Here is a 14,911-nt window from a genome sequence, read left to right as displayed (position 1 = left end):
GAATGAAAGGCAGATATGACGAAAAATCTGGAAGTTGGCATCTTTACGTCAATCGAGGACCTTGACATTGTCGAATGGGACTCCATTGTCACCGGATCACGCGCTCCGGTTTTCTATCGATCTCGCTACTTACGCGCGTATGAGCGATTTCCGCTGACACAGGTCAAACTCTTCGGATATTTCGTGATCCGTGAGGGCGGGCGTCCCGTCGCCGTGCTGCCCGTCTCCCTGATCGACGGCCTCGACCCTCTCGGGCAGCTGCGCGGTCGCTACCCCCTCACCGGGCAGGAGCTCGGCCTGCTGAGCCACGTCTGGCACTGCTACGACGCCGGGCTCCCCGAACTCTCCGACGAGTCCTGCCTGCGCGCGGCGGTCGGCGCCCTGCGCGAACTGGCCCGCGACCAGGGCGCGGCCTGGTACGGCTTCGTGAACGTCCCCCACGGCTCCCCCCTGCGCGCGGGCCTGACCGGCCTGGGCTTCCCCGCCGTGCACATCGAGGACCGCTTCCAGCTGGACCTGCGCGGGCTGGACAGCGTCGAGTCCTACTTCGCGGCGCTGCCCCGATCCGGGCGGGCCAACCTGCGGCGTAACCGGCGCAGGGCCACCGAGGCCGGGGTCTCCTGGCAGGTCAGACCTGCCGCCGAAGCCGACCTGGCCGAGATCGGCGGGCTGTGCGCGAAGACCGCGGCCAGGCACGGCACCGGCGGCTTCTACCCCACCGACCTGTTCACCGGTTTCGTCGCCGCGCTCGGGGACCTGGCGGTGGCGGTCGAGGTGCGTCAGGGTGACCGACTCATCGCGGCCGGCGTCTGTCTGCGTGATGAGATCCGCTTCCACGCCTGGGCGTGCGGCGTGGACTACGACGTCGTGGGCGGCTTCAGCCCCTATCCGCTGCTGCACGCCGCCACCGTGGAGGAGGCGATCGCGGAGGGCCGCGCCGTCTTCGAGGGCGGCCGGGGCAACCACGTCTTCAAGCTCAGGCATGGCCTGTCCCGGCTGGCCCTGGACGCCTGCCTGCTGGAGGTCTGATGCGCGCGACACCCGGGCACACCCCCGTCCCCGGCGGGCCGCTGTTCGCCACCGGGCACTGGCTGACCGCCATGCGCGGGCGGGTGCCCGGCGTGCCGTACACCTTCTCCGGGGACGGCGTGTCACTGCACGGCACGGTCGTGACGGAAGCCCACCCCGGTGAGGTCTTCGACCTGCCGTACGTCCTCACCGGCGACCCGCCGGAGCTGCCGCTCAGCGACGCCGCGCGGGCCGCGCGCGGGCCTGGCGAAGGGCTGGACTGGTTCCCCCACCTGGTCGTCATGCTGCCCGGGTACGAATGCCACCCGCTCGGCCCCGCCGCCCGCGCACCGGGGGCGCTCGCGGCGCTGGTGGAGGACATCGTGACCTGGTCGGCCGGGCGCGGGCTGCGCGCGGTCGCTTTTCTCTACACCCCACCGGAGACGGGCGAGCTCCAGCGGGTCCTGGACGGGCGTGGCTTCCGTCGGGTCCCGCTGTCCTACCGCTGCGAGCTGCCCGTCCCGGCCGGCGGGTTCCCCGCGTACCTGGACGGACTGCCCGCCAAGCGGCGCAGGGAGGCCTGCCGCGAGCTGCGACAGCTCGACGCGGCCGGGGTGAAGCTGACGGTGTCGGAGATCTCCCGCCCGACACCGGAGCTGGTGGCGCTCAAGTGCGGGCATTCCACCAAGTGGAACGGCGGCGCCGACCCCGTGGCGATCGCCGCGCGGCTCGGCGACCTCTGCGACCAGGGCGCACTGCTGTTCGGCGCCGAACACGACGGCGCCCTGCTCGGCTACGGCCTCTTCCTGGCCCACGGCGACACCTGGTACTGCGTCAGCACCGCCAGGGCGTACGGGTGCGCGCAAGCCCGCCACACCTACTTCGCGACCCTGTTCTATGAGCCCGTACGGCACGCCGCGGTGGCCGGCGTCACCCGCCTGCACTACGGGCACGGCAGCTGGCAGGCCAAGATCTCCAGGGGATGCCGCGCGGACGAGTTGCCCGCCTGGGTGCTGGCGCTGGACCCTCTTCTTGAGGACGCCGTCGCGCGGAGCGCGGAAAGCACCAGGCTGTCAGCCTGAGCGCAGCGGGGAAAAGAGCATCGAGCTGCGCAGCACGGCCCGTTCCCACCGGTCGAGCGTCACGCCGTAAACCGCCAGGTGCGCCTCGGCGCGTGGCAGGTCGATCCCCGGCAGGTCGGGCAGGAACTCGCAGGCCAGCAGAGCCGCCAGCGGGTGGCCGACCGGCAGCAGCGCGGCCAGCTCGGCGCCCGCGTCCGGCCGGTACGACGCCGCCAGTTCGGGGGCCAGCTTGCGCCCTTCCGCGTCGAGCTCGTGCCAGACGGCGGCCACCACCCGCGACCGCAGCCCCGCCCGCACCTGGTCGAACTCCCGGTTCTCCCGGGGATGACCGGCCTCCAGCATCGCCACCAGGTCGCGGAGCTCCCGCTGGTCGCCGTGGAGCGGCGTGCCGAGTTCGGGGCCGAAGAACACCCCGGCCTCGTGGCGGGAGTCGTCGGGGGTGTCGGAGCTGTGCACGATGTCCAGCAGGACGTTGACGCCGCGCAGGTCGCGGCGGATGGTGCCTGGGGCGGCCGACGCGGGATCGCTGGCGCCCTTCAGGGCGCGCAGCCGGGTGTGGGAGTCGACCGCGGCCGACCTGTCCTCTACCAGCAGGGCGAGGCTGGGGCCCAGCTCGAACACCAGGTCGACCTGCCGGTAGAAGTAGGCCTTCCAGACGGAAGTGATTTTGCGTTCGTGCAGGGCGTCCTGGTTCGGCGGCCGGTGCCACAGCACCTCGTAGCGGACCGGCTCGAACCCGTGGTCCTCCAGTACCGCGAGGACGGGAGCGCACAGATGACGCAGCACCGCATCAGGCGGAAACAGGAAGAAAACCGTCCGGTCCCATGCGATGTCCGTCATCTGCCGCTCCCTTTCTTCGAATTCCTGGAACGCCTTTAGCTCTTACGCGACTGCGAAACTCGGGGACGCCGAGCCACACGACGGTGACGGTCCATTGTCAGCCCTTCTTCCTCGCGACTTTGGGGCGGCGAACAAGTCGGATTCTCCGATCCATCACCCCTCCTTCCTTTTCCCCATCGTCGCTATTTCTGCCGCGATGGCGGCGCGAAAGGAGGTTGTTGGCAGGAAAGCGCCAATCATTCGGGACCGGCGACGGCGATGGCGAGCGGGCCCGCGGCCCGGCGCGTCACCTCGGCGATGTCGGCGGCGGTGACGGCCTCGATGGCGGCCGCCTCGCGGGCCAGGGTCCAGTCGGGACGGCCGGCCACCAGGCCGTGCCTGCCGTACCGCAACGCCTCCTCCAGGGACTGCTCGGTCTCCAGCCGGAGCAGCCCGGCCACCCGCCTGGCCGCGCGCGCGACCTCCTCCGGTGGCCAGCCGCGCGCGGCGCGCTCGATCAGCAGCCACGTCGCGGTGTCCACCACCTCTTCGACGTGCTCGGGAGCCGTGGCGACGTACACCCGCCAGGTGCCGGTGTCGCGGTAGGGCGCGGGCACCGCCCAGATGTCGTAGGCCAGGCCGCGCCGGTTCCTGAGCTCCTCGGTGAGCAGCGCCGACCCTGCCCCGGCGACCAGGTCCATCAGCACCTGCCAGGCCGGTTCCAGGCGATCCCCGTACGGCACCGCCGCGCCGCCGACCACCACCCCGGCCGTGTCGCTGTTGAGCGCGAGCGCCCGCCGCCCGCCGTGCGCCCGCAGGCCGACGCCATCGACGCCACCGGGAACCGCAACGGCGGACAGGTCCGCCAGCGGCCCCTTCTCCAGCGCCCGCAGCACGGCCCGCGGCTCGGCGCCCCCGCAGACCACGACCCCGGCCGTGCCCGCGAACCGGGCGTGGTGGCGGCGCAGCGCGTCGAGGTCCAGCCGCGCGACCCGCTCCGCCGTCCCGCCCACCGGGCGTCCCATCGCGTGGCCGGGAAAGGCCAGGTCGAAGAAGACGTCGTGCACCACATCGGCCGGATCGCCCGCGGCCAGCCGCAGTTCCTCCCGAACCACCCTGCGCTCCGCCTCGAGCACCTCGCCCGTCAGCGCGGGCTCCGCCAGCGCGCGTCCCAGCACCTCCAGGGCCGTGCGCGTCTCCTCCGTGGGCACCCGCGCGTACAGCACCAGATACTCCCGGCTGGTGATCGCGTCGGCCTCGCCGCCCAGCGCCTCCAGCAGGTCGACCGGACGCTGCCCGTCCACCGACGGCGCCTGCATGAGGACGTGTTCCAGCAGGTGCGTGACACCCGCCGTGTCCTCCTCCTCGTGGCGGGAGCCGGCGCGCAACCACAGGGTGACCGTGGTGGCCCCGGCTCCCGGGCGGTGCGCGACCCAGACGGGCACGCCTCCCGCCAACTCGCCGCGTACCGGCTCGTTCATCGCACCTCCACCACGCTCGCGCCGCCCAGCAGGTCCTCGCCCACCACGTCGCCGTGCACCAGGATGAACGGCCCGACGGGAGTGTGCGCCCACAGCGCCCCGCCGCTCTCACGCAGCGTGAGCCCGCCGGTCGTCTCGCCCGCCACGGGCAGGCCGAACAGCATCAGCCCCGCGTCCAGCGCCGCACGCGCGCTCATCCTGTTCGTCACCGCCTGCCAGGCCCTGCCGGCCCTTCCGCCGATGAAACCGCGCTGCAGCGCCGTCACCGCCAGGCGGAACGGCCGGCGCGCCGCCCCGGCCATCGTGATCCGCCGCCTGCGCCGGCAGGCCCGCGCCAGCGCCCGCCGATCGCCCGGCAGTTCGGGCGCCTCCAGCGGGCTGTCCGCCAGCAGTCCGGCCAGCTCGACGTACTCCGGCCAGAGCCCGAGCGCGGTGACGGCGCGCGCGCAGTCCGGCAGCGGCGCGCCGTCCAGCAGCAGTGCCGTGTCCACCAGGTCCCGCGCCCGGAAGGGCTGCTCGAACCGCTCGTAGAGCAGCGCGACGAGGTTCTTGACGGCGGGGTCGGCGCAGGCGGCGGGCAGGCTCGCCAGGTTCGGCACCCCGACTCCGTCGCCGAGCAGCGCGACCGTGGTCAGCTCCACCCCGTACGGCAACGCGTACGGGTCATCGGGCAGCCTGCGCAGGCTCAGGATCATCTCCGGTTCCCCGCCACCGGAGCCGCCGCGGAAGAACGTCGCGCTGTGCGTCGACCAGCCGTCCGCGAGCAGCCACTCCGCGACCTCCCAGTAGCGCTCCCGGTCGGGGATCCAGTAGTCGAGATCGTTCATGTACCGCACCAGAGGCTTGGGATAGCGTCCCGCGATCTCCAAGCCCTTGAGCGACACCGGATCCCGCCATTCGGCGGCCAGCCGCTCGTGCAGGTCGCGGTAGTAGTCCATGCGCCCGCGCTGCGCGGCCAGCTCGTGGGTCAGCGCCGGTCCCAGCGCGTGTCCCTCCGCCTCCCAGACGCTGAGCAGCGTCGCCACCAGCGACGGCTGCTCCAGCCTGGCCACGTGGAGCACCTCGCCCGGCGTCTCCATGTCCTGCCCGGTGACCAGGGCGAGGACCTGCTCCAGATCGGCCGCGGTCAGCTCCGCCATCGCGCTCACCCGGCCGGCCGGCGCAGGCACCAGACGCCGGTGGACGACTCGGGGGCGAGCGGACCTCCGGAGAAGCCCGCCTGCGCGCTCTCGATCTCCCATCCGGCCGCGCGCGCCCACCCGGCGACCTCGGCCATGGTGAGGAAGCAAAACCGGATGGGCGGGTAGTACTTCCGCTCGGTGACGACGCCGTGCTCGTCCAGCCGTTCGAGCAGGCCGATCATCTCGACGTCGCGGCCCTGCTTGTCGAGCATGCGGGTGATCTCGGAGACCACCCGGTCGCCGTCCCACGCCCGCAATCTGGGCACCCCGTCCCTGGCCTTCTGCCGCTCCGGCCGCGGCTGGACCACCTCGAAGGCCAGCCGCCCGCCCGGCGCGGCGTTCCGGAACGCGCACGCCAGCGCCCGCGCGACGGACTCGCGCGGCAGGTGGTTGAAGGTGTTCTGCGCGCAGTACTGCAGCGCCGCCGGCTCGGGCAGGGTGTAGTCGGCGAGGTCGGCCTGGATCAGCCGCACGCCGATGCCCAGCGTGTCGCGTGCCTCGGCCAGCATCGACGCCGAGATGTCCACCCCGACGTCCGGTTTGATCTCCTTGGCCAGGCGCCCGACGCCGACCCCGAGGTCGGCCACCGGCCCGTCGGCCATCGCGGCCAGCCGCCGGTAGTAGGCGATCTCCACGGGATCCTCAGCCGCGAGCCGCGTCCAGGTGCGGTAGAGATCCGCCCACAGGTCGAAGTCCGGAGGTGGTTCCATCGGCCGCTCCCTCGCGCATCGGGGCCAGACTCCGATGACACCACCTCACCGCGGCTGAGCGGGCGACCGGTGCGAAGGTGGCAGGAACACGCCGTTCTCCACGGCCGCCACCAGCGGTTTCAGTCCGCGGAGGCGCCAGGTCGCCCGGCGCCTCCGGCTACGTCAGTCTTTCGGCTGCCCGCCGTACTGGGCGATCAGCGCGCTCGCCTCACGCAGGATCGCCTCCTGCTGCCGACGTCGCTTGCGGCGCCGGGAAAGGACCACCCGGATGACGAAGAAGGCGACGACGAGGATGACCAGGAGAACAAGCTGCGGCCACGGCAGTGCCCAGAGCGTGGTGTCGATCGTCACCCGCTCGGTGGTGGTGGACAGCGGCTGACCGGCGGGCGAGGGGATCGCCAGGACTTTGGTGGTGATCTCCCCCATCGGCCAGACGCCGGTCACCTGCGCGGTGAACTCGCGGCTGCCGCCCGGCATGATCTCCCTGGTCCTGGCCTCGGAGGTGTCGTCCCAGCCGCTCTCCCCCACCAACGCCGAGGTCCGGATCTGGGTGTCGGGGGCCAGGCGGACGTTGCCGAGGTTGGCCAGGGTGTAGGTCACCTCGACCGTGCCCGCGGCGAAGGGGTTCCACGAGCCGGTGTACTCGGCGCGGAGATCGGTGACGGCGAGTTTGGTCACGTAGTCGCCGGTCACCCGGAGGTTGACCCGGACGCCCACCCGGTTCTGGACCCGGACCTGCCCGGAAATGGTGTCCACGGAGGCGGTGACACCCGCGGGGTGGTCCCCCGGCGTGGCGTTACGCGGCACCGCGACCCTGATGGGCACGACAGCGCTGGCCCCGGCGGGGATGGTCACCTTGTCGGGCACCTGGATCCAGGCTCCGCCGTCGGTCGGCGTGGCATCCGAAGGCCGCATGTCGAACAGTCCCCTGGCGGTCAGGTAGCCGTCGTTGGCGTCGATCGCGAAGACGACCTCCTTGGTGGAGCGGTTGGTGACCGCGATGTGCTCGGTCACCTCCTGCCCGCCGGCCAGTTCGAGGTCGATCACGCTGCGGCCGTCGGGACCGTCGGCATTGGCCGGCGCGACCGACCACGTGGTGTCGCTCCGGCCGGCGGCGACCGGGCCGGCGAATCCGACCAGGCTGGTCGCGACGACAGCGCACAGGAGCGTGAGGAGGGCGAGTGCCCTGCGCGGACTGCTCGTGGTCAACAGAGGTGTCTCCTGTCTCATCGTGAACATCCGGGACGTGCGCCAGACTGGCACACATCCCGGACGGACCCAAGGGCGGGGGCGTCCCCGCCCTCTCGGCTCAGGACTGGTTGAACAGCGAGAGCGTCAGGGTCGAGTGGTACTCACCGGCGGCGACGTCCGCCGGGGTCCGCAGCGCCAGGTCGGCGTTGACCTGGTGGGTGCCGATCTCCTCGGCCGAGTCGGCGGTCGAGACCAGCAGCTCCTGGCCCTGCAGACCCACAGCGGGAGCCCCGGTGCCGTCGGAGACGACACTGGAGACCGGCTCACCGGCCGCCACCGCACCGGTCGAGGAACCCGACAGCAGACGCGGAGCCCAGCCCAGGTACTCCGGACCGATCGTCTTGGCCGGGTCACCGGTCGCCACGAACTGGCTGGACTGACCCACGACCGCCCAGAAGTCACCGGCGGGGATCTCGTCGGGAAGACGAGTGTCGGTCACCGTGACCGTCGGCAGCGTACCGGTGAACTGACGGGCCGCGGCGTCCGAGCCGTTCTCGGTCAGGGTCACCCCGTTGTTGTCGGCCACGGTCATCGACACCTCACCCGGAACCCGGATCGGCTCGATGTTCACCGACACGTCGATGCCGTCGCTCGGCGGGTCGTCGGCCGCCATCGCCGGCACGGCCACACCCGCGAGGGCGAGACCGAGCACCGACACGGCCAGTATCTGGGTGGTTCTTCTCATGTGTGCTCCATGTAGGGGAGGGCGGGGCCGGCCGGTCGGCCGGCCCCGGTTCAGCGAGGCGGGTTCCCGGCGCGTACACCGTGGTCACCGCCGGTCGGGTCAGCCGCAGTTGACCGCGGTGTAGGCGGCGTCGTAGGTCGAGGTGACCTGCCTGCCGCCGATGGTCGCGGCGGCGGTCACGGTCGCCGTGCCGGCCGCCGGCTGCTTAACCCGGGTGTTGAAGGACTGGTAGGCCTGGCCGCCGGGGGCGACGTCGGCCACGGTCTTGGACCCGTAGGCGGTCCCCAGCGTGATCGTCGCCGGCACGGAGGCGTTGTTGACGGCGGTGACCGCCACGTACGCCGTGGTGCCCACGCAACGGGCCTGGGCCGTCACGGTCAGCGCGATCTCTGGAGCGACCGGCACCGCGACAGACTTGATCTCCTCAACGTTCCCGGCCGCGTCGGTCGAGCGGAACCGCAGCTCGTGATCGCCCTGGCCGGAGACGGCGACCGTACCGGCGTAGGGGGACCAGGCGCCGCCGTCCAGGGAGTGCTCGGTCTTGGCCACGCCGGACGTCTCGTCCGTCGCGGAGAGGGTGACCGGCACGGCGCCGTCCACGGCCGAACCAAGCGTCGCGGTCGTCACCGGCGCCGTCGTGTCCACCTTGACGGTCAGCGTCTTGGCGTCCTCGGTGTTGCCGGCCGTGTCGACGGAGCGGTAGGCCAGGTTGTGCGAGCCGTCGCCGGTGATGGCGATCGGCGCGGTGTACTTGGTCCAGGCGCCGCCGTCCAGCTGGTACTCGGTACGGTCGAGCCAGTTGCTGCCGCCCGGCCCCGGGGTTCCGGACAGCGTGACCGACACCGGACCGGTGAACCAGCCGCCGGCCGGCTCGGCCGGGGTGACCGTCGCGGTCGTCACCGGCGTCTTGCTGCCGACCGTCACGGTGGTCTTGTTGTAGTTCTTGCCGTTGCCGTCAGGCTTGTAGTTCTTCTCGACGTTTCCGGCGATGTCCACGGCGAACCAGTGGACCTCGGTGGTCTGGTTGACCGTGATCTTCTGGGCGCCCTCACGCATGCCCGCCGCCATCAGCTTGGGCGAGTTGAAGGTCGGCCGGCTGCCGTCCAGCGTGTAGTACACGTTGGCCGACTCGTCGACCTCGAAGGTGAACGTGGTGGAGGTCTCGGTCGTGCCGGTGACCTTCAGCTGCGAGGTGGGCCGCTGCTCGTCGTCGGCGAAGGCGCGGGCGACCTCCAGGATGGCGATCTGGCCGTTGGCGAACTCCATCGCCTCCTCGTGGCCCTCGCTGAAGGCCGGCTGGAAGCCGACCGCGGTGAACCGCTTGGTGGTGGGGTTGTAGAGGTCGGCGCCGACCTCGAAGTCCCAGCCGATGATGCCGCGGTTGTACCAGTGCTCGTCGGCGCTGTTGCCGGCCGCCGAGTAGAGCACGTCGGTGACGGGACCGGTACGGCCCGGCCAGATCGCCGTACCACGGTGGGTCTGCACCGCGGACAGGATGTGGTCGGAGGCCGCCCAGAAGTAGTTCTCGGTGCCGTAATCCGCCCGCGGCAGCACCTCACGCCCGGTGGTCTTGTAGGCACCCGGAGGCCACATGAAGTAGCCGCCGTAGGAGTGGGTGTTCATGGCGAACTTGATGTTGGGGTACTGCTCGGTCAGCCACACCTCGTTGCGGGCCTCCGGCTCCGACAGCTCGGCGGGGCCGGCGTAGGTCTCCCCGGTGCAGGTGGTCGAGGCGCCGTTGTACCCGTCGAACAGGGAGCCGACCGAGAAGTTCCGGTTCAGGTCCACGCCCCAGCCGTTGCGGTTGGCGGGGTCGGCGGCGCTTGCGGCGCAGTGGTTGGTCATGTTCTTGCGCTGCATGTTGTAGTCGTACATCGAGTAGTGCGAACCGTCGGGGTTGGCGGTTGGCAACAGGAAGATGTCGAGGTTGTCCACGAGCTGCTTGGTCGCGGGGTCCTGCGCGTAGTTGCGCAGCAGCCGCTCGGCGGTCTCCACGCAGGTCAGCGTGGTCACCCACTCACGGGCGTGCTCCTGGCAGTAGAGGAAGACACCGACCTTGGAGCCGTCCCGCTTCTTGCCGATGCGCAGGACCTTCGTCTGGAAGGGCTCGCGCGACACGCTCGCCGGCGCCTTGAGGTAGTCGGTCAGCCGCGCCGCCGCCGCCGCGGCCACCACGCCCGCGCCCGCGTTGCCACGGTAGGTGTTAGCGCTCACCAGGGCCGCGGCGGCCGGGTCGGCGTTGATGGCGTCCACGACCTGCTTGGCGGTGCTGGTGAGCGCGCCCGTGCCGCTGGTGGCCAGGTTGACCACGATGTCCTTACCGGTGACCGCGACCGACAGCGGAGAGTCGGCGGCGTTGGGGTTGACCAGCGCCGCGCTGATGTCGTTGCCGCCCTGGTGGCCGTAGGCCTTGGAGGTCAGGTAGACGATGCCGGCCGATGCCGTGCCGAACTGCGCCTGGGCGAGCCGGCGGTAGCCGTTCGTCTTGTACGGCAGATCGATGATCCGCGCGATCTTCGGGAACTCCTGGGCCAGCCCGACGATCCGGTTGGTGACCTCGGTCGCGTCCATGTAGTGGTCGACGAAGTCGGAGACGTAGTGCTCGCCCGGTGCCGGACGCGGCGCGCCCAGCCACTTGCTCACGTTCACCGTCGCCGTGCCGCCGCGGTTGCTGGTGACGGTCACCTTGGTCGGCGTCTCGGTGACCGCGACGGGCGAGGTGAACCGGTGGTACATGTACTGGCCGGCGTCGGTGAAGCGGGACATCGTCGCCGTGCCCCCCGAGTCGGCGGCGGTGCCCGCCCCGCTGTCCCAGGTGGCGGTGAGGACGGTCTGCGCGTCGGTCGCGCTCGACTTCACCTCGACCGACAGGAAGCGCTGGTTGTTCAGACTGGTGAACCATTCGGCACGCAGGACCGTGAGCGTGTCGGAGTCCGCGGCCTCGGCCACCGCGATCCTCGCCAGGGCCCGGGCCCGCTCCAGCTTGTTGGCGACGAAGTCGCTTTCGTCGGAGATGACGCCACGCAGGTCGAAGCCCTCGTCCCGGAGGTAGTCGGCCTCCTTGGGGCTGAGGATGGCGTGCACCTCGATGCCGTCGTCCACGGGCTTCTTGTATTCGGCCAGGTCGACGCCCAGGTCGTTCAGTCGTTCCACATCGGCCTGGTCCGGCACGACGATCCTGATCAGGGCGACGCCGTTCTGCTCGGTGGCGGGCAGGCGGTCGGGGGTCACCTCGCTCACCGGTGGGCTCGGATCGGCGAGCACCGGGGGTGGGGTGACAGCCATCGCCAGGGGTAACGCGAGCACCACGGCGAAGCGGCGAGCTCTTCTGCGGTAGGCAGAGCCTCTCATCGATGATCCTCCATCTGGCGTGCCCCTGACCAGGTGGGGAGTTCAACCTGGCAGGCCGCACGCAAGTCGAGGGGAAGTCTTTTGGATCGGTCCGATTTCCGTCAAGCGGTGATTTTTCGCAATTAAGGGATTTTTCGGTAACGGTCTTGTTTCTAGGGATTTTGGGGGATCTAGCGCCCCGATCCCATTGGCGGTGCCGACACGAAACCCCTATGAAACCGGCGGCCCTGGCTGAGACATGCAGGTATCGGACCGGTCTTCCGACCGGCCCATGCCAAGACGGCGGCGCTGGTGGAGCTGGGGAGCTCCACCAGCGCCAGAGTTGTGACACGCCCGCTACCCGCCTGAAGGCAGACAGGTACCGCGTCGGTCGTCACTTGATGGTGTGTCGGTGGGTGTGGGGGTACCCGACTCCCTTCGTCACGACGACGGTGAACGTGGCCTGGGGCGTGCCACCCGTTGGCTCAGGACTGGTTGAACAGCGAGAGCGTCAGGGTCGAGTGGTACTCACCTGCGGCGACGTCCGCCGGAGTCCGCAGCGCCAGGTCGGCGTTGACCTGGTGGGTCCCGATCTCCTCGGCCGAGTCGGCGGTCGAGACCAGCAGTTCCTGGCCCTGCAGACCGACGGCGGGTGCGCCGGTGCCGTCGGAGACGACACTGGAGACCGGCTCACCGGCCGCCACCGCACCGGTCGAGGAACCCGACAGCAGACGCGGAGCCCAGCCCAGGTACTCCGGACCGATCGTCTTGGCCGGGTCTCCAGTAGCGGTGAACTGGCTGGACTGGCCGACGACCGCCCAGAAGTCACCGGCGGGGATCTCGTCCGGGAGGCGAGTGTCGGTCACGGTGACCGTCGGCAGGGTGCCGGTGAACTGGCGGGCGGCGGCGTCCGAGCCGTTCTCGGTGAGGGTCACCCCGTTGTTGTCGGCCACGGTCATCGACACCTCACCCGGAACGCGGATGGGCGCGATGTTGACCGAGACGTCGATGCCGTCGCTGGGCGGGTCGTCGGCAGCCATCGCCGGAACGGCCACACCCACAAGGGCGAGACCGAGCGCCGACGCAGCCAGTATCTGCGGGGTCCTATTGATTTTCACGTTATTGCTCCACTTATGGGGGGCGGGGCCGGCCGACCTGTCGGCCGGCCCCGTTTTGAACAAGGCGGTATCCCGGCATTCACACCGTTGCTACCGCCGGTCCGGTCAGCTGCAGCTGATCGCGGCGTAGGCGGGGTTGGACGACGAGGTGACCGGCTGGCCACTGACCGTCGCGGTGCCAGTCACGCTCGCCGTACCGGCAGCGAGCTGCGCGGTCCGGGCGTTGAAGGACTGGTACGCCTGCTTGCCCGGAGCCAGGTCGGCCACCGTCTTGGAGCCGTACGGGGTCGACAGCGTCACATTCGCCGGCACGGTGCCGTCGTTGACGGCGGTGACGGCCACGTACGCGGTGGTGCCCACGCAACGGGCCTGAGCGGAAACCGACAGCGAAAGGCCGGGGGTCAGCTTCGGCTGCTGCTGCGCGTTGAACCGGTCGAGCTTCACGGCCTGCGCCGCGTTGATCTCGGCCTGGCTGAGGAACTGGCTCGGCTTCAGCTTGAAGGCGTCGAAACCGCGGGCGATCTCGTTACCGTAGACGTGGCCGTTGTACCAGTAGACCGACCAGTAGCCGCCGGTGACCAGCGAGGTCGGGCTGACCGGGCCGCGGTCGAAGAACGCGATCTCCCTGGGGTTGCTGGAGTCGGTGAAGTCGAACACCGACAGACCACCCTGGTACCACGCCTGGACCATCACGTCGCGACCGGGGATCGGGATGAGCGACCCGTTGTGCGCGACACAGTTCTCCAGCGTCGTCTGCGCCACCGGCAGCTTGTAGTAGCTACGGAAGACGAGCTTGCCGTCGACGATGTCGTAGATCGAGTTCGCACCCCAGGACGGGAGGTCGGTGGTCCGGCAACGCGCACCGGAGCCGCCGCCCCACTCGTCGGTGAAGACGACCTTCGTACCGTCGTTGTTGAAGGTCGCCGAGTGCCAGTAGGCGTAGTTGGGGTCGGAGACCGCGTCGATCCGCTGCGGGTTCGTCGGGTCGGAGATGTCGATCAGGATGCCGTTGCCCGCACAGGCGCCGGCGGCCAGCCCGATCTCCGGGTACGCCGTGATGTCGTGGCACTGGTTGGTGACCGGCGACGGCGACCAGTTGGTGCCCGACGGGTGCTGCGTGGTGGGCGGGGTGTTCTGCAGGCCGTTGATCGCGCCGGTGTTCGGGTCGGTGAACAACCGGGGGTTGCTCACGACCGCGGCGTTCTGCGGCGCGGCCAGCGGAACCCGGATGACGTCGATCCGCCACAGCGAGGTGGCCGGGTCGGTCGCCGCCGTGTTGGCGCAGCCCGCGAGCTCCTGACCGGAGCGCACGCTGGAGGTGCCGGAGACGTAGACGTAGACGTTCTCCGGCTCGTTCTTGCTGGTCACCAGCGAGTGGGTGTGCGAGCCGCGGCAGGTCTGCACCGCCGCCACCTGCACCGGGTGGCTGATGTCGCTGATGTCGAAGACACGGACACCGCGGAACCGGTCGGGGTTGACGGTTCCGGTGGCGCCCTGAGTGCCACAGTCGATCCGGCCGCGGGTCTCCTCGACCGACATGAACAACAGGTTCCCGTACACCGACAGGTCGCCCTGCCCACCGGGACAGACCACCGACGTCTTCAGGACGGGGTTCCCGCCGTCGGAGATGTCGTAGATGTTGAAACCGTGGTAGTTGCCGGAGAACGCGTAGTTGCCGCTGAACGCCAGGTCAGAGTTGAGGTACGAACCGTTGCCTGGGCTGCTGGCGACGTAGAAACCCTCCGGTCGGTCCCGGTGGGCGGTCAGTTCGAGTCCGCTGATTGCCTGCTGGGCGTCCAGCCAGCCGGCGCCGAGACCGACCCGGGGGTCGACGTCGGCAGCCGCTGCGGAAGTCGCGGCTGGCAGGAGACCCACCATTAACGCGCCCACGGCGATGATCCCGAGCTTTTGTAGTCTGGCACGTCCCCCACGCGCCGAACGGCTACTTCTCACGGGCCGTTTCCCTTTCTTTCGGGCATCCCCTCCCTAGTTGATCTATCGCGAGAGGCGACCCGGGATCTGGCCGGTGCCACTTGTGACGCCAGCTGGGGGGGAGATCCACTTTGGTGTTACACGCGCACTGTAACCGGAAGTGACCTTGATGTTCTATACCCTGACATATCTACCGTTCCGGATAGACACCACCAAGCAAGGTAAAATAGGTCCAAATAATGAGTTCGTTGCCCACATTCCGATATCTGGCCACGTTTGTGCTGGTCACGGGCGTGCTCGCCGGCTGCACCACC

The 14,911-nt window shown here is 70.1% G+C and carries 11 protein-coding genes; 2 read left to right on the top strand and 9 right to left on the bottom strand.

The features are described from left to right. The first annotated feature begins 183 nt into the window (after nt 1-183). Together KIP79_RS22650 and KIP79_RS22645 are read left to right on the top strand one after the other, a co-directional pair. Nucleotides 184-1,029, top strand: coding sequence for a GNAT family N-acetyltransferase (locus KIP79_RS22650; protein WP_214106899.1), 846 nt, complete (start codon nt 184-186; stop codon nt 1,027-1,029). Next, on the top strand, nt 1,029-2,090 hold the full coding sequence (locus tag KIP79_RS22645) for a peptidogalycan biosysnthesis protein (protein ID WP_214106898.1): 1,062 nt from the start codon (nt 1,029-1,031) through the stop codon (nt 2,088-2,090). Before KIP79_RS22650 ends, KIP79_RS22645 begins: the two co-directional genes overlap by 1 nt. Here KIP79_RS22645 and KIP79_RS22640 read toward each other — a convergent pair. From KIP79_RS22640 to KIP79_RS22600, 9 genes are all read right to left on the bottom strand, one after another. Further along, on the bottom strand, nt 2,082-2,930 hold the full coding sequence (locus tag KIP79_RS22640; protein WP_214106897.1) for a nucleoside-diphosphate kinase: 849 nt from the start codon (nt 2,928-2,930) through the stop codon (nt 2,082-2,084). The two genes, KIP79_RS22645 and KIP79_RS22640, sit on opposite strands and share 9 nt — an antisense overlap. 236 nt (nt 2,931-3,166) lie before the next feature. Further along, nucleotides 3,167-4,390: a M16 family metallopeptidase gene (locus KIP79_RS22635; protein ID WP_214106896.1), complete on the bottom strand. Its 1,224-nt coding sequence runs from the start codon at nt 4,388-4,390 to the stop codon at nt 3,167-3,169. Continuing rightward, complete coding sequence (locus KIP79_RS22630; RefSeq protein ID WP_214106895.1) at nt 4,387-5,529, bottom strand: nucleotidyltransferase family protein; 1,143 nt, start codon at nt 5,527-5,529, stop codon at nt 4,387-4,389. The genes KIP79_RS22635 and KIP79_RS22630 overlap by 4 nt, the downstream gene beginning before the upstream one ends. Nucleotides 5,530-5,534: 5 nt before the next feature. Further along, a complete protein-coding gene (locus KIP79_RS22625; RefSeq protein WP_214106894.1) occupies nt 5,535-6,281 on the bottom strand; it encodes a class I SAM-dependent DNA methyltransferase in 747 nt (248 codons plus the stop codon). 162 nt (nt 6,282-6,443) lie between these two features. After that, nucleotides 6,444-7,490, bottom strand: a complete 1,047-nt coding sequence (locus KIP79_RS22620) for a COG1470 family protein (protein ID WP_214106893.1) — start codon at nt 7,488-7,490, stop codon at nt 6,444-6,446. A gap of 100 nt (nt 7,491-7,590) precedes the next feature. Further along, nucleotides 7,591-8,217: a hypothetical protein gene (locus KIP79_RS22615; protein ID WP_214106892.1), complete on the bottom strand. Its 627-nt coding sequence runs from the start codon at nt 8,215-8,217 to the stop codon at nt 7,591-7,593. A 99-nt stretch (nt 8,218-8,316) separates the two neighbouring features. Next, a complete protein-coding gene (locus KIP79_RS22610; RefSeq protein ID WP_214106891.1) occupies nt 8,317-11,568 on the bottom strand; it encodes an OmpL47-type beta-barrel domain-containing protein in 3,252 nt (1,083 codons plus the stop codon). 464 nt (nt 11,569-12,032) lie between these two features. Next, the gene (locus KIP79_RS22605; RefSeq protein ID WP_214106890.1) at nt 12,033-12,665 is read right to left on the bottom strand and encodes a hypothetical protein; all 633 of its coding nucleotides are present in this window, start codon (nt 12,663-12,665) and stop codon (nt 12,033-12,035) included. A 105-nt stretch (nt 12,666-12,770) separates the two neighbouring features. Beyond that, nucleotides 12,771-14,555 carry an LVIVD repeat-containing protein gene (locus tag KIP79_RS22600; RefSeq protein WP_214106889.1) on the bottom strand — a complete coding sequence of 595 codons (1,785 nt, stop codon included), beginning with the start codon at nt 14,553-14,555 and terminating at the stop codon, nt 12,771-12,773. Nucleotides 14,556-14,911 lie beyond the last annotated feature (356 nt).

The organism is Acrocarpospora catenulata (assembly GCF_018476525.1).
In the GTDB taxonomy this organism is placed as follows: Bacteria; Actinomycetota; Actinomycetes; order Streptosporangiales; family Streptosporangiaceae; genus Acrocarpospora; species Acrocarpospora catenulata.
Note: the sequence above shows the minus strand (reverse complement) of the source record. Positions and strands in the feature narration are given on the sequence as shown.